The following is a 21,557-nucleotide window of genomic DNA, read 5'->3' as shown; positions in this document are numbered from 1 at the left end:
TCGGCGAAGTGCGCCAGCCGATCCCGGCCACACCGGGACAGATCGAGCGCTACGATTGCGAGTATCGGCGCAATGGCACCGCAAACCTGTTCGTCTTCCTCGACGCGCATCGCTCCTGGCGCAAGGTGAAGGTGACCGAGCGGCGGGCTGCGGAAGACTTTGCGGCCTGCATGCGCGACCTCGTCGACATCCATTATCCCCGCGCCGAGCGCATCCGCCTGGTGCTCGACAATCTCTCAACTCATTCGGCCGGGGCGCTCTACCAGGCCTTTCCGGCCGACGAAGCACGGCGGGTACTGCGCCGACTGGAGTTCCACTACGTCCCAAAGCACGCCAGCTGGCTCAACATGGTCGAGATCGAGATCGGCGTTCTCGCCCGCCAATGCCTCGATCGACGCATCGACGGTTTCGCCCGCCTCGTCGCCGAGACCGCCGCCTGGGAGAAACGGCGCAATGCCGACCGCGCCCGCGTCAAATGGATCCAATAAGGCTCGCGCCAAAATGGCGCGGGCCTATCCAAAACCCATCATCGAATTAGGCCAGGTTCAACGAGTCAAAACCTCTGTGCCGAGGTACTAGGATTAAGACGGACAACGAGTCAATACGCGCGTCCAAGGTGCGACGTTCTTGTCGCAAGAGTCTCCCGCATCGACAATCCTGCCGGCGAGAGTGCGCTATCGCGACCTGCGCTTGAGAATGTAGCTGTCCATGATCCAGCCATGCCGTTCGCGCGCCGCTTGCCGTGCGGCGGCGATGCGCGGGCCGACTTCTGCAAGCTCACCGGATATGATGATCTGGTCAGGCATGCCAAGAAAGGCGCCCCACCAGATAAGCAGACCGCTCGCATCCAGCGACTGGAACGCCGCACCGCCATCGAGCATCACGACCACGGTGTCGCTGGCATCAGACCAGCCGCCTTCACGTAAGCGCCGCCCTGTGGTGACCAGGAATGGTTCGCCAATATCGTTCAGCGGCAGCGCATGCGCAGCACACAGCGCCTGGATTGACGTGATGCCGGGGACCACTTCGATCGCCGGCAAAGGATCGAGCCGGTGCGCGATCCGCAAGGAGGAGTCATAGAGCGAAGGATCGCCCCAGATCAGCAGCGCGACGCGCCCCTTGGCTCCAACATGGCGCGCAATTTCGTGCGACCAGGTCGCCGCAACGGCCTCGTGCCAGTCGTCCACGCCCTTGCGATAATCGGCGCCGCCTGCGTCTCGCACCGGCAGGTCGAACTCCGCAATCTGCGTCCGGTCGTTGGTGAGCACGTCTGTGCAAATCGTTCGCCGCAACTCGGCGAGATCGGACTTCACGGTCCCCTTGCGCGGGATCAGGATGAGGTCGGCGGCATTGATCGCGCGAATCGCGGCGAGCGTCAGTTGCTCGGGATCGCCGCAACCGATGCCTATCAGGGAGAGCGTGAGCATCGCTTGGACGGAGGACGGCCGTAACGGCCGCCCTCCAAATGGTCGCTAGGCCGCGTTGTGCAGGCGATCGGTGACGAGACCCTCGGCCGTCACGCCGCGCAGCGACTTCGCCAGCGCCAGCACCGCAAGATCGGCGAGCGGCTCGATCACGATGACGAGCGCGTAAGAGCCCGCGAAGTTCGCGATGTTGGTCGCACCAAAGCCCGCACCATAGAGTGCCCAGAACGCGACCCAGGCCACGATCCCGGACTGATACGCCGTCGAAAGCGCCAGCGCCTGGCGATACTGCAGGTCGACATAGGCGGTGTTGCGCGGAATGATGCGCTGAGCGAGCGCCTGGATCGCAAACAACGGCACCAGGAGCGTAGTGACGTTCATGCCATATTGCGGCAGGTCCGTCGGCGCGAAGAACAGCCCCTGCAATAGAAGGCCGAGCGCCAACCCGAATGCAGCCGGTGCTGCACCGAACAGCAGGAACAACGTCGAGCCAAGGATGAAATGCACCTCGGAAACGCCGACCGGGAAGTGCGGCAACACCTCGAAGAAGGTAAAGACAAGGCCTGTCGTTGCAACCGTCCGCGCGGCAAACGACGCGATGCCCTGCTCGCGCACGGTCTCGACTGCAAGCTTCCAGGCGACGCCGGCTGAGGCAATTCCGGTCGCATAGCTCAACACGAGCTTGGCGCCCGTTACGATTCCCGGTTCGATATGCATGGTCTTACGTCCTTCCTGCCGTCACACCCGACGGCCTTGGCGTCAAAACTTGCAGGGCCGGTCTCCTGGCTCGCGGTTCGAAGCGGGTCTCCGGCCTTCCCAGGCTTTTCAGCCCAGTGGCGGATCGGAGTCCCTCACCGCTTACAGTCGCGGGGGCGGCTGGGGTTTCGGGCGCCGCAACTGGGTCCGCCCACCCCCATTCCCGATTATGCTCCGGCGCTTTGCGCCGTACCGAGCACCATGCTTCTCCTGTGTGCCCCTTTCGAACAGCAGGCGTCAAGGGGCGAACAGGGCCGGCCAGTGGCATCATGAGGGATAATCTCCGGCCAGCGCACCGAACAGGATGACGGCCGCGGTGGTTGCCGCACCGCCCCGCGCGAGCTGTTCGGCAAGCTCCGCGATCGTGGTGCGGACAAGCCGCTCATCGGCACGGCCCAAGGATTCGGCAAACAGCGTAGGAGTATTCGGAGCGAGGCCCTGTTCGATCAGTTTCGCGGCCAAAGCAGGAAATGTGCGCCGGCCCATATAGACCACGGTCGTCGCTTCCGGATCGGCAAGAGCCGCCCAATTGAGATTTTGCGGCAATTCGCCGGTGACATCAGCGCCCGTCACAAACTGCACTCGGCGTGAGGTGTGGCGACGGGTCAAGGGAATGCCGGCCTGCGCGGCCGCGACGCAGGCCGAGGTGACGCCGGGAATGATCTCGTAGCCGATGCCGGCTGCGCGGAGAGCCTCGATCTCCTCCTCCAGCCGGCCGAAAATGCCGGCATCGCCCGATTTCAGGCGCACCACGCGCGCGCCGGTCGCGGCATAATCGACGAGCAGCTGCTGCTTGGTCGAGGGGCGGCCCGCGCGTTTTCCCACCGCGACGAGATTGGCGCCAGGACGCGCGAGATCGAGGATCGCGCCTGACGCGAGGTCGTCATAGAGCACGACATCGGCTTCGCGCAGCCGAGCGGCCCCCTTCAACGTCAGAAGCTCGGGATCACCGGGACCGGCAGAGATGAAGGAGACAAAACCGCTCACCGGTCCTCCGCAATCAGATGGAAGAACGTGCCCGTGGCATGACCACGGCGCGAGCCGGTCTCGGTAACAATTGTGCTGGTCGCGTCACGGACAACCGCGAGCGGCACATCAGGCTGCGCGATGATGGTCGAATAGTGGAACTCGTGGCCGCGCAGGCGTGCGCCAGGTTGATGTCCGGGCATCGGCACAGCAAGCTCGGCAAGCCGATAGCCCAGATGCATCCGGCGTTTTGCAAAGCTCGTCTCCAGGCCGAGCAGGCCCACCATCTCATGGCGCGTGCCGTCCGCGTCGATCAAGGCGTCGCCCAATACCATATAGCCCCCGCATTCGCCGTGCACCGGCCGTGTCTCCGCGAAGGCGCGTAGCGCGTTGCGAGATCGCGCATTGGCTGCGAGGCGGCCGGCGTGCAGTTCGGGATAGCCGCCCGGGAGCCAGCACACGTCGGCGCTCGCATCGGGCCCCTCATCAGCAAGCGGCGAGAAAGCCACGATCTCGGCGCCCGCGGCGCGCCATGCCTCCAACATGTGCGGATAGACGAAGGAGAACGCGGCATCGCGAGCGAGCGCAATACGCTGTCCCGGCGGCGTGATATCGAGGCCGCGCGAGGGCGATTGCGGCGACCAGGCGGACGCCGATTGCAGCACGGCATCGAGATCGACATGCTCGCTGACGAAGCGGGCGGCCTCGCCAATCAGGCCACCGACCTCTGCCTGCTCCTCTGCCTGCACCAGGCCGAGATGCCGCTTCGGCAAATTGATCTCGGAATGGCGCGGCAGCGCGCCGAACACGGCAATGCCGGCGTCCACCAAAGGGCGTCGCACGAGGTCTTCGTGCCGCGGGCTTGCGACGCGGTTGAGCACGACACCTGCAAGTCGCACGCCCGCGCGGAAATCGCGCAGGCCCGCGGTGACCGCCGCGGCCGTCTGGGCCTGACCGGACGGATCGATCACGAGCAGCACCGGCCAGCCCATCATTTCCGCGATATCCGCCGTCGCACCGGTGCCTGAGACGCCGCGCATGGCGACGCCGTCGAACAGGCCCATCGAGCCCTCGGCCAGGACAAGATCGGCATCCGCGCCTCGGCTGACGAGGCGCTCGATCGTAGCGCGCTCCATGGCCCAGCTATCGATGTTGACGGAGACGTGGCCCGTGGCGGCGGCATGAAACGCGGGATCGATATAATCGGGTCCGCTCTTAAAGCACTGCACCCTTAGCCCGCGATCACGATAGGCGCGCGCGAGCGCCAGCGTCAGCGTCGTCTTGCCGACACCGGAGGCCGGCGCCGAGATGACGAGGCTTGCAACCATCACGACGCCTCCGGAAAACGCGGCGCCGGCCCGATCGGCCGGTAGCGGCGGTCATAGTCGGCGGCGTAGAGTCGGCTTTCTGCGAACTCTTCAGAGCCCAGCGTCCGGCCGACGAGAATGAGCGCGGTCCGTTCGAGTTCCGCACCAACAGCGGCATCAAGCGTCGCAAGTGTGGCGCGAACGATGCGCTGGTCCGGCCAGCTTGCGCGCCAGACGATCGCCACCGGGCAGTCCGCGCCATAATGCGGCGTGAGCTCGGCAATGACCTTGTCGAGCAGATGGATCGACAGATGGATTGCAAGCACCGCGCCAGTTGCAGCGAAGGCGGCGAGCTTTTCGCCTTCCGGCATCGCGCTGGCCCTGCCCGGCGAGCGCGTCAGTACAACGGATTGCGTGAGGCCCGGCAGCGTGAGCTCGGCCTCGATCGCTGCGGCTGCAGCGGAAAAGGCCGGCACGCCCGGCGTGACCGTATAGGGAATGTCGAGCGCGCGCAGGCGACGTAGCTGCTCTCCCATCGCCGACCAAATCGAGAGGTCGCCCGAATGCAGACGCGCGATATCCTTGCCATCCGCATGCGCGGCGGCGATTTCGGCGATGATTTCGTCAAGCGACATTGGCGCCGTATTGACGATCCGCGCGCCGGGCGGGCAATGCGCAAGCACGCCTTGGGGAACGAGCGAACCAGCGTACAGGCAGACCGGCGAAGTCGCGATCAGATCGCGCCCGCGCAAGGTGAGTAGATCGGCAGCGCCCGGTCCCGCGCCAATAAAATGCACCGTCATTCGCCGTCTCCTTCCGCGATCGCCGCGGTGGCGGTTCGATCCTTTGAGACCGCCCGCGTCGAAATCAGCCGCGCATGGCGGCCGGCCGCCGCGAGCGCGGCGGCCTCGGCGACCGATCCCGCGCCGAATTTTTCCTTGATGAGTTTTGACTGGGTCGGCGTCGCAATGCCTGCCAGCACATCGGCCGAAACAGCCTTGACCGGGACATTGAACTCACCCGCCAGGACTTTGAGCGCTGCAGTCTCTGCCTTGTCGCTGACGGTCGCGACAGCCGTGAAGCCGTCGGCGCCACCGGCCGCGACCAGCGCCTCGCGCAGCGAGGCGAGCGTGACGTCGTGTTTGAATCCGAGACCGGCGACCCTCATTTCATCACGCTCCATTGCACGACCGGCCGAGCCGCTTCCCAAGAGCGGTACCGGCCGAGCGGGCCCGCATGAGCGATCTCTACCCGCATCAGTTCGCCGCCGTGACGTGCATGCAGCTCCGAAAGCAGCGCATCCGTCTCGAGCGTTACGGCATGCGCTACCACGCGCGTGCTCGGCGCGCTACGCGACCAGATCGCATCGAACATTGCGGCATCGAGGCCCCCGCCGATGAACACGGCGTCCGGCGGCTCAAGGCCCGAGAGGACGTCCGGCGCTATTCCCGCGATGACGGTGATCCGATGTGTCAATCCGAACGTCGCCGCATTGCTGCGGATGTTCTCGGCACGATCCTCGCGTGCCTCAACGGCGATCGAGGTTCCTCCGCACAGCGCCCACTCCACGGCGATCGAGCCGGAGCCGGCACCGATGTCCCACAGCCTTTCTCCCGGCCGCGGTGAGAGCGCGGACAGCGCCAGCGCACGCATCGGCCGCTTGGTAATCTGGCGGTCACGCGCGAAGAGATCGTCTGACAGGCCGGAACTGCGCGGAATACCCTGTGCCCCCCTCGTCTCCAGCGCGACGGCGACCAGGCTGTTTTCCGGATCGCCCGAATAGCTATCTGCGCGATGCTGGGTGACGCTTTCAAGCGGCCCACCAAGCGCAGCGAGTGTCCAGAACCGCGAGCCGCCCCAGCCGTGATCCGTCAGCCATTTCGCAAGATTGCTGCACGCCTTGCCATCACGGACGAGACAAATGATCCGTGCACCGTTCGCCAGATGCGGCACAAGGCGCTCGAAGGGCGCAGCATGAAGTCCGAGACAGACGACGGATTCGAGGCGCCAGGCCAGCCGCGCCGCAGCGAGCGAGAATGTCGACGGCACGGAATGCGCGATCCATTCGCCTGGCTGCAATTTGTCGGCAAGACTTCCAGCGACGCCGTGCCAGAATGGATCGCCCGAAGCCAGCACCGCCGTCGGACGGCCACGGCAGCTCAGCACGCTGTCCACATCGAATGGCACCGGCCACGGATGTCCACGGTCAGTGATTCCTGCCAGCGCGAGATGCCGCTCGCCACCGAAGACAATTTCGGCGTCGCGAAGCGCCTTTCGGCTTGCCTCGGACAGGCCCGCAAGGCCATCTTCGCCGATACCGATAATGGTCAGCCAGGGGTCAACCATGACGCGCGCCCTCGTTCTGGGCGGAACGACCGATGCGAGTTTGCTCGCCGCGGAGATCGCGCGTGCAGGTTTTTACGCGATCTATTCCTACGGCGGCCGCACCCGCGCGCCTGCCGAGCAGCCGCTGCCGATCCGCATCGGCGGCTTCGGCGGCCCGCCTGGCCTCGCCGACTATATTCGCCAGGAAGGCATTACGCATGTGGTCGACGCGACGCATCCCTTTGCCGCCGAGATGAGCCGCAATGCGGTTGCGGCGTGCGCAGCAACCGGGACGCCGCTGCTCGCGCTCGAGCGCGCATCCTGGACCAAAGTGCCGGGCGACAACTGGATCGAGGTCGCGGATATTGCGTCGGCTGTCGCGGCGTTGCCGGAGAGCCGCGCACGCGTGTTCCTTGCCATCGGCCGGCAACACATTGCGCCGTTCGCCGCCAAGCCGCAGCATGCCTACACGCTCCGATTTGTTGATCCGCCCGAGAGCGCCCTTCCCTTCGATGCCAATGTCATCGTCTCGCGCGGACCGTTCACGCTCGAAGGCGAATTGGAGATGATGCGCCAACGCGGCATTGCATGGATCGTCGCCCGCAATTCTGGCGGAGACGGCGCGCGCGCAAAAATCGACGCCGCTCGCGCGCTCGGCCTTCCCGTCATGATGCTGTCGCGGCCGCAACTGCCCGACAGGCTGCGGGTCAAAAGCGTGGCCGAAGTCATGCAATGGCTCGGTCATCGGGCGTGCCTCGGCGCATAGACCCAGCGGCCGACGCGGCGCGTTGCCGAATTGCCGACGATTACGAGCGTCCGCATGTCGGCCATCTCCGGCCGCGCCTCGTTCAGCGCAACAGTTTCGATCCGCTCGTCAGGTGAGCTGATGGCGCGCGCAAAGATCACGAGACGTTCGCCGCATCCCGCCTCCCTCAATACCGAGAGCGCGCGACCAAAGCCCTCCGGCCGGGACGCCGAGCGTGGATTATACATCGCGATCGCAAAATCGGCCTCGGCCGCGAGCCGCAGGCGCTTCTCGATCGTCGGCCACGGCTTAAGATTGTCGGAGAGATTGATCGCGCAGAAATCATGGCCGAGCGGCGCGCCGGCACGCGCGGCCGCCGCCAGCATCGCGGTCACGCCGGGCAGCACGCGGATCGGAAGCTCCTGCCATTGCGGCGCATCTTCCAGCGCCTCGAACACGGCAGACGCCATCGCAAAAACGCCGGGGTCGCCCGAGGACACCACGACGACCTGGCGTCCTTCGGACGCCAGCCGCAAAGCCTCGCCTGCGCGCTGCAACTCCATGCGATTGTCGGAGGGATGGAACGTGAGCCCTTCGCGAGGGCGTACCCGCGCGACATAGGGCGCATAGCCCAGGATATCCGTTGCGGCGGCGAGTGCGGCGGAGACCTCCGGCGTGACCAGCGCGTCGTCGCCGGGCCCAAGTCCCACGATGATCAGCGTGCCCGTCATTCGGCGGTGTCCATGCGTCGCCCCTGCCCGTGCACGAGCACGATCGCAAAGTACGGACAGTCGGATTCGTCGACTTCGATCAATCGCGCGACGCGCTCACTCGGCATGGTGCCACGTTCGACCAGCCAGGCGTCGTTGAGACGACCGGTCGCCGCGAGTGCACGACGTACTTTTTGCAGGTTGCGCCCGATCTTCATGATGACGAGCGCGTCGGAATTGCGCATCCGCCGTTCCAACTCCTCCTCCGCCAGCGTGCCCATCAGCACCGTGGTCACGTCGTCACCAAGCGCAATCGGCCGGCCGACCGTATTCCAGCAGCCGGCCATGCCGGGAATGCCTGCGATCACCTCGATCTCGACGCGCCCCTGCAAGCGTGCGTGCAGGTGCATGAAAGAGCCGTAGAAGTAAGGATCGCCCTCGCAGAGCACGACGACATCGACGGCGCCCGCAAGACGCGCCAGACGCCCCGCCCATTCGTCATAGAAGCCGGTGAGCAGACGGATGTAGTCCGGACTATCGAAAGCAATCTCCGTGGTGACCGGATATTCCATCGGATATTCGGACACATTCGTCGCCAGCATGCCCTCGACAATGCGGCGAGCCTGGCCAGGACGTCCCTTCTTGCGGAAATAGGCGACATGTTTTGCCGCGCGCACCTCACGGTCCGCGCGCACGCTCATCAAGTCCGGATCGCCCGGGCCAAGGCCGCAGCAGATGATACGCCCCATCTCTATTCGCTCCGGCTCGCCAGTGCATTCACTGCGGCGACGGTGATCGCCGAGCCGCCGAGGCGGCCCTCGACCGTCAGCGCCGGCGCAGGCGGATCGGCCATCAACGCCGCCTTGGATTCCGCTGCCCCGACAAAGCCGACGGGACAGCCGATGATCGCCGCCGGTCGCGGGCACTCCTCGTCCTCCAGCATGTTGAGGAGGTGAAACAATGCGGTCGGCGCATTGCCAATGGCGACGATGGCGCCCGCAAGACGCGGCCGCCAAAGCTCTAGCGCGGCAGCCGAGCGCGTATTGCGCATGGATTGCTCGAGCTCGGGAACTGCGGAATCGCCGAGCGTGCAGATGACGGCATTCTTGGCCGGAAGCCGCGCGCGTGTAATTCCCTCCGACACCATGCGCGCATCGCACAGGATCGGCGCGCCGTCCTGGAGCGCAGCTCGCGCAGCACGTGCCATGCCCGGCGTGAAACGGATATGCGCTTCCAGTCCCACCATGCCCGCGGCATGGATCATGCGCACGGCCACCGGCTCCTCATCCGGCGTGAACCGCGCAAGGTCCGCCTCGGCACGAATAGTCGCAAAGGATTGCCGGTAGATCGCCGCGCCGTCGGTCTCGTAAGAGTGCGGCATCAACGCTCTCCCATCAACACGGAGGGATTCTTGATGATGCCGGCGGCGCTCAGTCCACGCAGGACAGGCGTGTCCCGCGTCGAGCCCCCGCGGATAAGGTCAAATCCGTCGCGGGTGGCAACCAGCGTGATCGGGGCCGGAGCGGAATGGGCGCAGCCTTTGCCACAGCCGGAGACGTGGAGCCGCGCATCGGCGGCGATATGCGGCGCGAGTGCCGCTGCCAGCGCGCAGGTATCTGCATGCGCCTCACGACAGCGCGGCGCGCCGCTACAAGCGATGACACGGAGCGCCGGATCATCCGCCTCAGAGATGAGGTCCGTCGAGCGCGGCATCTCGCGCACCCCCTCGACCAACATCATCCGCCACGGCGTCATGCGCAGCGCTGGCGCGCGAGCGGCGAGATAGTTGAGCGCCGTATGAGACAATTGCCCGAACACGACCCCGACTATGGCGCCAAGCGGATAAAGACCGGGAAGCGGCGCGGCTGCTAAGGGTGCAGGCTCGGCATTGCCGCGCAGTGCTTCAGGCAAGCTCGCGCCGGTGCCGATATGGGCTGCCATCCGCCCTCGCCCATCTTTGGCTCCGCCGGACGCGGCGAACCATTCGGCCAGCACAAGCGCGACATTGACGGCCTCTCCCCGCGTGACGGAGCGACCGAGCTTTGCACCATCGGCGCGCACCAAGAGCCCGCCTGCGCGATCACGTTCGATCCGCACATCCGCAGAAGCGCCGGCCAACACGCGTTGCTTTCCGTCATCGATGGCGAAACCAAACTTTTTTGGAAGATCGAGCGCGCAGTCGGCAAGAGACCTTTCGAGCTCGCTGGCAAGCAAGCAAGTGTCATCGCCCGGATTCCAGAACGGCGTCACCAGAATATTGCGCCGCGATTCCGTTTCCGGATCTTCGTCGAGCAGCCCGAGCTGCGCGAGGCCGTCGAGCAGAGCCAGATGCCGCTCTTCGCTGACACCCCGGATCTGGAGGTTGGCCCTGTTGGTCACGTCGATCAAACCGTTGCCGTGTTGCTCGGCCAGCGCCGCAACTCCTGCCGCCTGCCACGCATCCAGCCTTCCGCCGTGCGGCCGAACGCGGACAACGAGGCCGTCTCCCGACTGCATCGGCCGCAGAGCGCCGGGACACCAGCCCCTGATCGCAACCGCGCTCATGAGGCCTCCCGCAACGCGGCCGCAATTGAATTGCGGCGCGTCTTCCAGAGCGAGGCCTCGTGCAGGCGGGTGAAGCAGGCTTCCATCGCAGCGAGCGCGGCGGAATTTTCGCGCGCCATGAATGCGCGGACGTCGTCATTGCCAAGCGTCGCGTCGTAATAGAAATCGAACAGATGCGGCGGAACGGCGCCGGCAAGATGGGCAAACGCGGCCATGTGCTCCAGCGTCGCGGTGATCTCGGCCGCTCCGCGAAAACCGTGGCGCATCATGCCTGCGATCCAGTCCGGATTAGCGGCTCGCGCGCGGACAACGCGCGAAATCTCTTCCGTCAGCGCGCGCGCATGCGGCTGATCGGGGCGCGTCGCGTCGAGATGATAGAGCGATGGGACTGTCGCGCCGAGCTTCGCCACTGCTGCCGCAACGCCCGCCTCATGCGCGGCATAGTCCGCGGCGAGCAGCAAGTCCGTCTCCGGCAAATCCTGGACGTGTACAAAGGCGTCAGCCGCAGCGAGCCTTGCCTCCATGCCCGCGCGGTCAGGCCGCACGCCGCCATCGGACGAAAAGGCCCAGGACGATGCCAACAGCCAGGCCTCGCCGGCTGCTTCCCGTGATTCCGGAGTGAAAACATCCGGTACCGATGACAAGCCAACGCCGTATTGTCCAGGACGCGGTCCGAACACGCGCGACGCGCGTGTGCGATAGGGATTTTCGTCGCCCTCCGCTTCGCGTTCAGAGAGTGCTTCAGCCGCCGCCTCGAACAATTGCGCGAGTCCGGAGAAGACGTCGCGAAACAGCCCGGACATCCGCAGAGTGACGTCGATGCGGGGACGGCCGAGCTCCGCCGGGGTGATGATATTGTAGCCGGTCACGCGTCCCGAAGCGTGGTCCCAGCGCGGCGCGAGGCCTGCGAGATGCAGCGCCATCGCAAACTCTTCGCCAGCGGTGCGCATGGTCGCGGAGCCCCAGAGATCGACCACGAGCCCCTTCGGCCAGTCGCCGTGATCCTGGAGATGCCTGCGCAGCAATTCCTCTGCGAGCTTGATGCCCTGCGCATGCGCAGACGGCGTCGGCACGGCGCGGGGGTCGACAGCAAACAGATTGCGCCCCGTCGGGAGCACATCTTGGCGCCCGCGATATGGCGAGCCTGCAGCCCCTGGCGCTACTCGCTGGCCCGCGAGGGCGGCGCGCAGCGCGTCCCGCTCCGCCTCGCCGCAGGTGCCGCTGCCGAACACATGCAGGCCATCGCCAAACTGGCTTTCCTTGAGATCGCACACGAAGCGATCGATGCGCGGAATGGCTTCCGCCGGCGCCGCCGATGCGGCAAGCCCGAGATCATCTTCCAGCCCGGCAGCGCGCGCCTCGTCGCGGATATCAGCAATCAGGCGCTGGCGCCGCGCGGGATCGAGACCGTCGGCCGTCGAGTATTCATCGAGCAATTGCTCCAGCCGCCGCAGGCCTTCCGGCATCGCAGATTTCGCAAGCGGCGGCGGCAGATGGCCGATGGTGACGGCGCCGATCCGCCGCTTGGCATGCGCGGCTTCGCCGGGATCGTTGACGATGAAGGGATAGATGACGGGCACATCGCCGATCAGCGCCTCCGGCCAGCAGGCGGACGACAGCGCGACGGATTTGCCGGGCAGCCATTCCAGCGTGCCATGCGCACCCATGTGGACGACGGCGTCGACGCGCTGCTGCCTGAGCCAGAGATAGAACGCGACATAGGCATGACGCGGCGTACGCGCGAGATCGTGATAATCGGCATCGCGATGCCTGACCTCGCCGCGTTCCGGCTGAACGGCGATGATTGCCTTGCCGCGCCGGATCGCCGCGAAATGAAATTCGCCGCCACGGCAGCTCGGGTCATCCTCGGGCGCGCCCCAGGCGCGCGCGAGATCATCCTGCAATTGGCGCGGAAGCCGAGCCAGCTCTGCGCGGTAGTCGGCGACGCTCCATATCAATTCCCGGTTCAGGAGACCATCACCGAGCGTGTGCACCGGCTGGACATCGAAACCAGCTACACCGAGATCGGAGAGCAGTCTTTCGACGGAGGCCAGCGCGTCGAGTCCGACCGCATGCGCGATCTGGTGCGGGCGGCCCGGATAGTTCGAGAGCACAATCGCCAACTGCTTCTCGCTCGCAGATTTCTCCGCAAGCCTCTGCCAAGCCACGACCCGCGCGGTAATGGCATCGACGCGCTCGTCGTCGGGCCGGTGAGCAAGATGCGTAAATTGCAGATCGGGGTCGCGCTCGGCTGCCGATTTGAAGCTCACCACGCCTGCGAACAGACGGCCATCAACCTCCGGCAACACCACATGCATCGCCAGATCACCGGGCGAGAGGCCGCGCAGCGACTCGGCCCAATCCGCCCGCCTTGCCGTGGACAGCGCCACTTGGAACAGAGGGCAAAATGCAGCATCAAACGGCGTCGCGCCGTCGTCGCCAACCGCGGAGAACGCGGTGGCATTGACGATGGCCGCCGGAGCACATTGCGCGAAATGCGCGCGCAACCAATCCACGACGCCCGCCGCCTTCAGTGAAGTGGCGAACACACCGTAGGCATCAAACCCCTTCCGCCGCAATGCTACGATCAGTGCATCCACCGGACCTGTGTCGGCGGCGGTGAGATAAGAGCGATAGAAGGTGACGATCGCACGCGGCTTCCCACCGGAATCCGGCAGCGTTGGAACGACCCCACGCGCGGGGTCGTAGAAGCCCATCTCGGGAACGTCCATCTCCCCGACGACCGGCCCCGCATAGAGACCCGACGCCAGCGCAAGCTGGGCGATCGCCGCCTGCGCTGCGACCGGCCCGCCCTTGTCGCAGAGCACTTTTAGCCGTCTGAGCGTCGAGACCGGCAAAGTCGAGAACGCATCGAGCCGCAGATCATCGCGACCATCCGCCGGCAGCACAGCAAGCGCGATACCGCGGTCCTTCGCCAATTGATGCAGCGCCGTCAGTCCATACGGCCAGTAAGACTCGCCGCCGATCAAGCGCACCAAAATGCCGCGCGCCTGCAACAGCGTTCGTTCGACATAGGTGTCAACCGACAGCGGATGACGCAGCTCCGCGAGGTTCGCAAGCCTCAGCGACGGCAGTTTCTCGCGCCCGCGCCGCCACCCGGAGGCAAACGCGGCGAGATCAGAGTCCGAAAACGAGAGCGCCACGAGATCGGCCGGATCCTGGCCGATGTCCCTGGGCGTCGCGGTCTCCTCAAGACCACGGCTCTCGCGAAAGACGACGTGCATCAGATGCCAAGTCCCGCAATACCAAGTCCCGCCTTGATCGCGGCTTCGTCGATGTCGCCGTGCTCACCGATCACGACCAGTTTTGACTGTTTCGGCCGCGCCCCCCAGGGCCTGTCGAACTGATGGCGCACCCGTTCGCCAACCGATTGCAGCAGCAGGCGCATCGGCTTGCCTTCGACCGCGATATAGCCCTTGGCACGCAGCACGTTCTGCTCGCGCGCCAGCCGCTGGATCGATGCAACCAGCGCATCGATATCGGTGACCTCCGGGAGATCGACGACGACGGACGCAAAATCATTGTGCTCGTGCTCGTCCTCGCCATCATGATGCGAGGGGCGCGCAGCGAGATCATCCTCTGCAGCTGCTTCGAGCCCCAGGATCACGCGCGCGTCAACGGCGCCATCGACGACCGGCAGCATCGGCACCCGGCGCGGCATCTCGGCCTCGATCGCTGCCTTGGCTGCTTCGAGCCCTGCCGAGCCGGCCAGGTCTGCCTTGGTGAGCAGCACGATATCGGCGCAGGCGATCTGGTCTTCGAACACCTCCGAGAGCGGCGTTTCGTGGTCGAGATTGTGATCCGCCGCGCGCTGCGCTTCCACGGCGTCCGGGTCCGGCGCAAAGCGACCGGCGGCCACGGCCTCCGCGTCGGCGAGCGCAATCACGCCATCAACGGTGATCCGCGACCGGATTTCCGGCCAGTCGAACGCCTTGAGCAGCGGCTTTGGCAAGGCCAGCCCCGATGTCTCGATCAGGATGTGGTCGGGCTTCACCTTGCGCGCGAGCAGTTGCTCCATCGCAGGAATGAAATCGTCAGCCACGGTGCAGCAGATGCAGCCATTGGCGAGTTCGACGATGTTTTCTTCCGGACAATTTGCATCAGCGCAGGATTTCAGGATCTCGCCATCGACGCCCTCGCTGCCGAACTCGTTGACGAGCACCGCAAGCTTCTTGCCGTTGGCATTGGTGATCAGATGCTGGATCAGCGTCGTCTTGCCTGATCCCAAGAAGCCGGTGACGACCGTGAGCGGGACTTTTGCGAGCGTGTTCATTCGGCGGCCTCCGGCACGATGGCGATGGAGGGAATGCGAGCAAGCGATTGCTTGCGGAAGATTTCGGGCCGGCCGCGCCATGGCACGATGCCGTCGAGCGCCGCTGCGTAAGCCGCAGCGCCCGCGATCACATCGTTTGCGTTGGCGTCGGACAGGCGACCGTAGACATAGGACCACCGTCCCGGCGCGTTGAGTGCGACCGAGCAACCCTGGGTGCAAGCCGACAGGCATTCGACGGGAACCAGATTGACGCCATCCGGCACGCCGGCATCGCGAATGGCGGCATGCAGCCGGGCGCCTGGCGTAGTCTCGCCCTCCGCAACGGTCTGGCCTGCCCGGCAGGTAATGCAGACATGAAGTGTGACGGTCATCGCCCCTTCCAGGATAAACTGCGGGAGGCGATGAGGTGCGCGAATCCATCCGAAGGAAGGCTCGCTTCCCCGTCGCGGAACACCCCGTCCGCCGGTCTCAAACGTTGCGCTGGCAGGTCTCCCGGCTAGCGGAGCAGGATTTTGTCCTTCGGTGCCCGCCTTCCCGACCCCGTTCGGGGCAGTGGCTTCGGGCATCTCTCCGGTCACGGTCGCGGGGGCGGCTGCTTTTCGAACCCAAACCTCTCGATTTGAGCTCTATCGCATTCCCTCTTCGCCTGTCGTAGGACAGGAACCAACGCAGGCCCACCATTTGCCTCTACCTGCGACTTGTCAAGCCGAAGGACCACGTCAGATGATGTCTGAACAGGATGCCGCCGAGGACGAGGATGCCGTCGCCTCCGAGGCCTCTGCAGATGCCCGCCACGCGGCGAAAATGACGAAGAAAAAGGTCGCCCGCGACAAGATCATGGCGACCAAGAGCGGCGAGAAGGGACTGATCATCGTTCATACTGGCGCAGGAAAGGGAAAATCATCCTCCGCCTTCGGCATGATCGTGCGCTGTGTCGCGCATGGCTTTCCCTGCGCCGTGGTTCAATTCATCAAGGGAGCCTGGGATACCGGCGAGCGCCGCCTGCTCACCGGACATTTCGGCGACCTCTGCCAGTTCTATGCAATGGGCGAAGGCTTTACCTGGGAAACGCAGGATCGCGCCCGCGATATCGCCGCAGCAAGGGCAGGCTGGGACAAGGCGAAGCAACTGATTCTGGGATCCAGCCTTGCGCATGGTCGTGCTCGACGAGATCAACATCGCGCTTCGGTACGACTATCTGGAGATCGCGGAGAACCTCGAAGCCACCGACGACGCATGTCGTTCTCACCGGCCTTCGCTGTCGTCGCTATCGCCGCAACTCTGCTCTGGCTAAGATAACTGTCCACGCGACCTAGGGCTCGGCGAGGCGCGCAGGCCCGGCAAGTGCAAGATCGCTTTTCTCGCATTGTCACGGATTGCCAATTTCGACGATCTCGACCCGCTCAAGCTTGAGCCCGGCATCGATCTCGTGATGGTTCGCCCCGGAGAGGCCATTCCCGGCGACGCCAGGCTTGTCATTATTCCCGGCTCGAAGTCGACACGCGGCGATCTTGCCTTCCTGCGCGCGCAAGGCTGGGATATCGATCTGCTGGCACATCACCGCCGCGGCGGTCATGTGCTCGGTGTCTGCGGCGGCTACCAGATGCTCGGGCGCAGCGTCGCCGATCCCGAAAGGATCGAGGGACCGGCGGGCGAAACGCAAGGCCTCGGGCTTCTGGATGTAACCACGGTCATGACCGAGCAGAAGACGCTCACCCGCGTAGCCGCACAACACATCGAGACCAGACAGCCGATCGATGCCTATGAGATCCATATCGGGCAAACCGATGGACCCGATCGCGCGCGTCCGTTCGCCCTGCTCGATGGCGCGCCGGAAGGCGCGATCTCGCGCGACGGACGCGTCTACGGCAGCTATCTGCACGGCCTGTCTGCGTCCGACGATTTCCGCAAGTCCTTTCTCGCGCAGCTCGACATTCCAGCGGCGGACCAACCGTATCGTGGAGAGGTAGAAAGCGCGCTCGATGCGCTTGCCGACCACATCGAGGCTCATCTCGATGTCGAAGGGCTGCTCGCGCTGGCCCGCTGACCAGGAGACGTCAGCGCGAGAGGGCCTCGCTCAGGCGAGCCCACTCGGCCTCGCCGCCCGGCAGACCCAGCCGCAACCATCGCGGTTGTTGTTCAAAGATGCGCGACCAGATGCGTGCGCCCGCAAGCCGCGCCTGCGCCGTGCGCGCGTCTTCGGTCTCATAGAGACGGAACAGCGGCGTGCCGCCAACGAGCTTCCACCCCTGCGATTTCACCGCGGCGTCGAGCCGCTGACATTCGCGTTCGAGACGACTCGCGGTTGCCATGGCCCATTCGCGATCCAGCAAGGCGCGCCGCCCGACCGCGATCGCGGCACCTGAGACCGGCCACGGACCCGCCATCGCCGATAGGACAGCGATGTCTCGCTCCCCGCCAAGCACGAAGCCGAGCCGCAAGCCAGCGAGGCCATAGAACTTTCCGAATGAGCGCAGGATCAGGAGGCCCGGTCGTCCCGCCTCCGATGCGAGCGACAATTCGAGAACGGCGTCGGCAAAACTCTCGTCGATGACGAGACAACCAACGCGTGGCAGCAACGCGAGCAGGTCTTCCCTGTCATGGCGTCGTCCATCGGGATTGTTGGGATTGACGACCACGGCGAGATCGGTTCCAGCCAGAGCGTCAAGCGTCGGGACCTCGGCAACGTCCCAGCCAGCGGCCGACAGAACAGCAGCGTATTCGTTGTATGTGGGCGCGAGAATGTGGGCTCGACCACGGGGCGCGAAGCGCGGCAGGAGCTGGACAGCTGCTTGCGCGCCGGCCATCGCCACGATCGACGCGCTGGTCCCATAAGCCTGCCGCGCAGCCTCAAGCAGCAACTCGATGTCGGATCGCGATGGCAGTGTTTGCCAATGTTTTGGCTCGATTTCGCCGACCGGATAGGATTGCCGATTGATGCCGGTCGACAGATCAATCCAATCCTCCACGCGCCCACCGAAACGCTGCACCGCCTGATCGAGATTGCCACCATGCTCCTGCATCGCCTGCCCCGTCATACCAAAGCCAGTGCCGCGAGCAAACCGCCCAGCAACAGCATCGCGCGGATGTAGAGCGTCAAGCCTCGCCGGACGTCGGCAGCCAGCGGATCGCGCGCACCCTCGTTCAACCAGGGCTCGTTGGTGATGCTGCTGTGATAGCTACGCGGTCCGCTCAATCGTACGCCAAGCACGCCTGCCATCGAGGCTTCCGGCCAGCCTGCGTTGATCGAACGATGGCGGTTCGCGTCTCGTACCATGCATGACAGCGCTTCCGAAAGGCGCGAGGAAACCAGCACGAAAAGAAAGCCTGTGAGACGCGCCGGGATGAAATTGGCGATGTCATCGATGCGCGCAGCCGCCCAGCCAAAATACAGATGGCGCTCCGAACGATGGCCGATCATGGAATCCAACGTATTGATGGCCTTGTAGCCGACGATGCCCGGCGGGCCGAACAGCGCGCCCCAGAACACGGGCGCGACGATGCCGTCCGATGCATTCTCAGCGAGGCTCTCGATGGCTGCGCGCGCGATCCCTGCTTCATCAAGCGTCGCGGGATCGCTCCCCACGATCTGCGCGACCGCCAGGCGTGCCGCATCGATGTCGCCAGCTTGCAGCGGCGGAGCCACAGCGGCGACATGGTCATAAAGCGAGCGCAGCGCGACCATGGGCCAGGCGAGAAGTCCGAGGAAGATGACGCTGCTCCACCCCGGGGGCAGCACGCCCTGCACGATCCAACCGATCCCGACGCAAAGCCCGATCACCAGCAGCGCGGCGGCGACGCCTGCGCTGCGGCGGATCGAGGAAGCATCGGCCGATCGGTTCCAACTGCGATCGAGCAGGCTAATCAGTCCGCCAATCCAGGTGACGGGATGGCCGATGCGCGCGAACAGCGCGCTAGGCCACCCCATCAGGGCGTCCACCGTCATCGCCACCGCCATTGCCCCGGCAAAACCCACGGATCGTCTCCTGTTACGCCCGCCCTGATGCGCAAGAATTACGCCGCAGCGCAAGCCCCTCGGAGCAGAATTCAGCTTTGTCTTTGCCGGCGATTGGTGGTTAGTGCTGGTCTTAACGGAGGGTTCGATGCCGATTGTGCTGATCACGGGAGGCGCCAGGTCGGGAAAAAGCCGGCGCGCCGAGGCGCGCGCACACACCTATCCCGGCCGGCCCGTCTACATCGCGACCGCCGAAGCGCTTGATGCGGAGATGGAGGAGCGGATCGCCCGCCACCGCGCGCGCCGCGGCGATGATTGGATCGAGCGCGAGGCTCCGCTCGATCTCGTGCAGGCGTTGAACAAGACGGACGGCGGCGGTGCCCGCCTCGTGGATTGCCTGACGCTGTGGCTGTCAAACCTACTCCATGCCGGACGCAACTGGTCGGACGACGCCGCCCTGCTCACGGATGCACTCGGCTGGCAACAGAGTTCGGTGGTCCTTGTCACCAACGAGGTCGGCCTCGGGATCGTGCCGGACAACGCGCTCGCGCGCGTATTTCGCGACGCCGCCGGTCTGTTGAATCAACAGGTCGCCGCGGTCGCCGACGAGGTCGAGTTCGTGGTGGCGGGATTGCCGATGAAGGTCAAGTGATGGTTCAGCGCGAGCAAATCCACAGCATCGTCACCGACTTAAGGATCAGCATTTCGTTCGCCACGATTCTTCCCTTAGGTCACGCCGCGGCCGCGGACGATGGCGAAGTTACGCGCGCAAGCTGGTCGCTACCGGTTGCGGGATTGCTGGTCGGCTTGGTGGGATCCGCCGTTTACGCCATCGCCCATGCGATTGGTCTGACGCCAGGGCCGGCGGCCATGCTTGCGCTCGCGAGTACGATAGTCGTGACCGGCGCGCTGCACGAGGACGGGCTTGCCGACACTGCGGATGGACTGGGCGGTGGCCGGACGCGTGAGCGCAAGCTCGAGATCATGCGAGATAGCCGGATCGGCACGTATGGAGCCTGCGCGCTTGTCATCCCGCTGATCCTGCGCTGGAGTGCGCTCACGGCGATCGCCGCACCGCGATCGGTCATGATTGCACTGCTGCTCGCACATGCCGCCGCGCGCGCAGGAGTGCCGACCTTCATGGCCTTCGTGCCGCCGGCACGTCCAGACGGGCTTTCGGCTCGCGGCGGACAGCCGACACTGCAAAGCGCCACCATTGCGCTTGGGTTGGGCGCCATCGTACTCGCGCTCGGCTTTGGGCCGGGCAAGGCGATCCTGGCCATAGCCCTGCTCGCCCTGATCGGCGTGATGATGGCCCGGCTTGCCATCAAACAGATCGGCGGGCAGACGGGCGATATTCTCGGTGCATTCGAACAGCTTTCCGAGACCGCCATCCTGCTGATGGCAGTTGCCCTGTTTCAGTCGGGCCTGCAACTCTAATGGTTATCTTCGACGATCAATTTCGCGGGCAATTGCGCGAGCTCTTCATCTGGCGCCGCGACGTGCGACGATTTCGGACCGATCGGCTGCCCGAAGGCGCGCTGGAGCGGCTCATCGATATCGCCTGCCTGTCGCCGTCGGTCGGACTGAGCCAGCCGTGGCGGTTCGTTATCGTCGAGGACGCGGCAAGACGCAGCGCCGTGATCGATGATTTCAAGGCCTGCAATGCCGATGCCCTGGCGTGCTATTCGGGCGAACGCGCAGCGCGATATGCCGCGCTAAAGCTCTCAGGCCTTGAGGAGGCTCCGTGTCACCTCGCCGTATTCGCGGACAAGGCCAGCGACATCGGCCATGACCTCGGGCGCGCTACGATGCCGGAAACGATCGAATATTCCGTCGTCGCGGCCATCTGCGTGATGTGGCTCGCCGCCCGCGCGGAAGGCATCGGGATCGGCTGGGTGTCGATCCTGACGCCTGCCCGCATCCGCGAGATTCTCGACGCGCCGGAGTCCTGGAAACTCATCGGCTATCTCTGGGTCGGGTTTCCCCAGGCCGAGTTCGATCGGCCCGAGCTCGAGCGGGCCGATTGGGAATACCGGCGGACGCCGAGCGAATGCACGATCCAACGTTAGAGTGATGCAATGGTCAATTACGCCAGGATCCTTGCATGCGACAAGGAGTACGAGATTGAAACCTTTATCAAAGTGCTCGACGTCAACCTCACCGGCACGTTCCGGACCTGCATGGCATTTCGTCCGCTGCTGGCCGAGAGCTAAGGCTCGGTTGTCAACATCGCCTCGATGAGTGCGACCGCCCACACTTGCCCACAATAGATTTTTCCGCATCTCCCGGTGCACACGCCGTGTACACGCCGTCCTCTAACCAATTGAAAAACTTGAACTCTCGTTCCAATAGATCATGAGCAAGCTTGAGCTAGCTCCGGCAACCTAGGTCCAGCTGGATCCCCATCAACACCGGCGTCGCGCCGCATGAGGTGAACTTTGCAGCTCGGATCGTGTCGCCCGAGCTGTCGGGGGTTCGAGTCAGTGGTCCGCTACATCGCTAAACCCACTATTTCGGGGGCCCTGTTT

At 65.0% G+C, this 21,557-nt stretch carries 21 protein-coding genes, 3 pseudogenes and 2 riboswitches; of the genes and pseudogenes, 8 read left to right on the top strand and 16 right to left on the bottom strand.

Annotated elements, in window-relative coordinates:
* Positions 1 to 579 (top strand): annotated as a pseudogene (locus tag AC5ZG5_RS31305) (IS630 family transposase); the annotation flags it as partial.
* Positions 580 to 674: 95 nt separating this feature from the next.
* On the opposite strand, the gene cobF reads toward AC5ZG5_RS31305, so the two are convergent.
* The 7 genes from cobF to cbiE all read right to left on the bottom strand — a co-directional run bounded on the left by cobF (position 675) and on the right by cbiE (position 6,799).
* Positions 675 to 1,427, bottom strand: coding sequence for a precorrin-6A synthase (deacetylating) (cobF, locus tag AC5ZG5_RS31300; RefSeq protein WP_456646518.1), 753 nt, complete (start codon positions 1,425 to 1,427; stop codon positions 675 to 677).
* Positions 1,428 to 1,472: 45 nt separating this feature from the next.
* Positions 1,473 to 2,141, bottom strand: coding sequence for an energy-coupling factor ABC transporter permease (locus AC5ZG5_RS31295; protein WP_456646519.1), 669 nt, complete (start codon positions 2,139 to 2,141; stop codon positions 1,473 to 1,475).
* Positions 2,142 to 2,179: 38 nt separating this feature from the next.
* A riboswitch (cobalamin riboswitch) is annotated at positions 2,180 to 2,399 on the bottom strand.
* A 48-nt stretch (positions 2,400 to 2,447) separates the two neighbouring features.
* Complete coding sequence (cobA, locus tag AC5ZG5_RS31290) at positions 2,448 to 3,167, bottom strand: uroporphyrinogen-III C-methyltransferase (RefSeq protein WP_456646520.1); 720 nt, start codon at positions 3,165 to 3,167, stop codon at positions 2,448 to 2,450.
* Positions 3,164 to 4,474 carry a cobyrinic acid a,c-diamide synthase CobB gene (locus tag AC5ZG5_RS31285; protein WP_456646521.1) on the bottom strand — a complete coding sequence of 437 codons (1,311 nt, stop codon included), beginning with the start codon at positions 4,472 to 4,474 and terminating at the stop codon, positions 3,164 to 3,166. The genes cobA and AC5ZG5_RS31285 overlap by 4 nt, the downstream gene beginning before the upstream one ends.
* Entirely contained in the window at positions 4,474 to 5,256 is a 783-nt protein-coding gene (gene cobM / locus AC5ZG5_RS31280) for a precorrin-4 C(11)-methyltransferase (protein WP_456646522.1), read from the bottom strand. The genes AC5ZG5_RS31285 and cobM overlap by 1 nt, the downstream gene beginning before the upstream one ends.
* The gene (locus AC5ZG5_RS31275) at positions 5,253 to 5,621 is read right to left on the bottom strand and encodes a cobalamin biosynthesis protein (RefSeq protein ID WP_456646523.1); all 369 of its coding nucleotides are present in this window, start codon (positions 5,619 to 5,621) and stop codon (positions 5,253 to 5,255) included. The genes cobM and AC5ZG5_RS31275 overlap by 4 nt, the downstream gene beginning before the upstream one ends.
* Positions 5,618 to 6,799 carry a precorrin-6y C5,15-methyltransferase (decarboxylating) subunit CbiE gene (gene cbiE, locus AC5ZG5_RS31270; protein ID WP_456646524.1) on the bottom strand — a complete coding sequence of 394 codons (1,182 nt, stop codon included), beginning with the start codon at positions 6,797 to 6,799 and terminating at the stop codon, positions 5,618 to 5,620. Before cbiE ends, AC5ZG5_RS31275 begins: the two co-directional genes overlap by 4 nt.
* Between cbiE and AC5ZG5_RS31265 the strand changes: the two genes are divergently transcribed.
* Positions 6,798 to 7,544: a cobalt-precorrin-6A reductase gene (locus AC5ZG5_RS31265; protein ID WP_456646525.1), complete on the top strand. Its 747-nt coding sequence runs from the start codon at positions 6,798 to 6,800 to the stop codon at positions 7,542 to 7,544. The genes cbiE and AC5ZG5_RS31265 overlap by 2 nt on opposite strands.
* Here the strand turns inward: AC5ZG5_RS31265 and cobJ are convergent.
* Genes cobJ through AC5ZG5_RS31230 form a run of 7 tightly spaced genes read right to left on the bottom strand, consistent with a single transcriptional unit; the run spans position 7,520 to position 15,442 of the window.
* Complete coding sequence (gene cobJ, locus AC5ZG5_RS31260) at positions 7,520 to 8,254, bottom strand: precorrin-3B C(17)-methyltransferase (RefSeq protein ID WP_456646526.1); 735 nt, start codon at positions 8,252 to 8,254, stop codon at positions 7,520 to 7,522. The two genes, AC5ZG5_RS31265 and cobJ, sit on opposite strands and share 25 nt — an antisense overlap.
* Entirely contained in the window at positions 8,251 to 8,982 is a 732-nt protein-coding gene (locus AC5ZG5_RS31255) for a precorrin-2 C(20)-methyltransferase (RefSeq protein ID WP_456646527.1), read from the bottom strand. Before AC5ZG5_RS31255 ends, cobJ begins: the two co-directional genes overlap by 4 nt.
* A gap of 2 nt (positions 8,983 to 8,984) precedes the next feature.
* Positions 8,985 to 9,614: a precorrin-8X methylmutase gene (locus AC5ZG5_RS31250; protein ID WP_456646528.1), complete on the bottom strand. Its 630-nt coding sequence runs from the start codon at positions 9,612 to 9,614 to the stop codon at positions 8,985 to 8,987.
* Positions 9,614 to 10,777: a precorrin-3B synthase gene (gene cobG / locus AC5ZG5_RS31245; RefSeq protein ID WP_456646529.1), complete on the bottom strand. Its 1,164-nt coding sequence runs from the start codon at positions 10,775 to 10,777 to the stop codon at positions 9,614 to 9,616. Before cobG ends, AC5ZG5_RS31250 begins: the two co-directional genes overlap by 1 nt.
* A complete protein-coding gene (gene cobN, locus AC5ZG5_RS31240) occupies positions 10,774 to 14,022 on the bottom strand; it encodes a cobaltochelatase subunit CobN (RefSeq protein ID WP_456646530.1) in 3,249 nt (1,082 codons plus the stop codon). The genes cobG and cobN overlap by 4 nt, the downstream gene beginning before the upstream one ends.
* The gene (cobW, locus tag AC5ZG5_RS31235; RefSeq protein ID WP_456646531.1) at positions 14,022 to 15,071 is read right to left on the bottom strand and encodes a cobalamin biosynthesis protein CobW; all 1,050 of its coding nucleotides are present in this window, start codon (positions 15,069 to 15,071) and stop codon (positions 14,022 to 14,024) included. Before cobW ends, cobN begins: the two co-directional genes overlap by 1 nt.
* Complete coding sequence (locus tag AC5ZG5_RS31230; protein ID WP_456646532.1) at positions 15,068 to 15,442, bottom strand: DUF1636 family protein; 375 nt, start codon at positions 15,440 to 15,442, stop codon at positions 15,068 to 15,070. The genes cobW and AC5ZG5_RS31230 overlap by 4 nt, the downstream gene beginning before the upstream one ends.
* 94 nt (positions 15,443 to 15,536) lie before the next feature.
* A riboswitch (cobalamin riboswitch) is annotated at positions 15,537 to 15,754 on the bottom strand.
* Positions 15,755 to 15,797: 43 nt separating this feature from the next.
* On the opposite strand from AC5ZG5_RS31230, the pseudogene AC5ZG5_RS31225 reads away from it, so the two are divergent.
* Positions 15,798 to 16,324: pseudogene (locus tag AC5ZG5_RS31225) on the top strand (cob(I)yrinic acid a,c-diamide adenosyltransferase); the annotation flags it as partial.
* A 59-nt stretch (positions 16,325 to 16,383) separates the two neighbouring features.
* A pseudogene (locus AC5ZG5_RS31220) lies at positions 16,384 to 17,118 on the top strand (cobyric acid synthase); the annotation flags it as partial.
* A 10-nt stretch (positions 17,119 to 17,128) separates the two neighbouring features.
* Here the strand turns inward: AC5ZG5_RS31220 and cobD are convergent.
* Both cobD and cbiB read right to left on the bottom strand, forming a co-directional pair.
* Positions 17,129 to 18,094 carry a threonine-phosphate decarboxylase CobD gene (gene cobD / locus AC5ZG5_RS31215; RefSeq protein ID WP_456646533.1) on the bottom strand — a complete coding sequence of 322 codons (966 nt, stop codon included), beginning with the start codon at positions 18,092 to 18,094 and terminating at the stop codon, positions 17,129 to 17,131.
* A gap of 11 nt (positions 18,095 to 18,105) precedes the next feature.
* A complete protein-coding gene (cbiB, locus tag AC5ZG5_RS31210; protein ID WP_456646534.1) occupies positions 18,106 to 19,047 on the bottom strand; it encodes an adenosylcobinamide-phosphate synthase CbiB in 942 nt (313 codons plus the stop codon).
* Between the two features lie 127 nt (positions 19,048 to 19,174).
* Between cbiB and cobU the strand changes: the two genes are divergently transcribed.
* From cobU to AC5ZG5_RS31190, 4 genes are read left to right on the top strand one after another with little or no spacing between them, the layout of a single operon-like run.
* Entirely contained in the window at positions 19,175 to 19,678 is a 504-nt protein-coding gene (gene cobU, locus AC5ZG5_RS31205) for a bifunctional adenosylcobinamide kinase/adenosylcobinamide-phosphate guanylyltransferase (RefSeq protein WP_456646535.1), read from the top strand.
* On the top strand, positions 19,678 to 20,466 hold the full coding sequence (gene cobS / locus AC5ZG5_RS31200; protein WP_456646547.1) for an adenosylcobinamide-GDP ribazoletransferase: 789 nt from the start codon (positions 19,678 to 19,680) through the stop codon (positions 20,464 to 20,466). The genes cobU and cobS overlap by 1 nt, the downstream gene beginning before the upstream one ends.
* Entirely contained in the window at positions 20,466 to 21,098 is a 633-nt protein-coding gene (gene bluB, locus AC5ZG5_RS31195) for a 5,6-dimethylbenzimidazole synthase (RefSeq protein WP_456646536.1), read from the top strand. The genes cobS and bluB overlap by 1 nt, the downstream gene beginning before the upstream one ends.
* 9 nt (positions 21,099 to 21,107) lie before the next feature.
* Positions 21,108 to 21,242, top strand: coding sequence for a hypothetical protein (locus AC5ZG5_RS31190; protein ID WP_456646537.1), 135 nt, complete (start codon positions 21,108 to 21,110; stop codon positions 21,240 to 21,242).
* Positions 21,243 to 21,557 lie beyond the last annotated feature (315 nt).

It is taken from the genome of Bradyrhizobium sp. Ses1 (assembly GCF_059512365.1).
The sequence above is the reverse complement of the archived record's forward strand: the minus strand, read 5'-3'. Positions and strand labels throughout refer to the sequence as shown.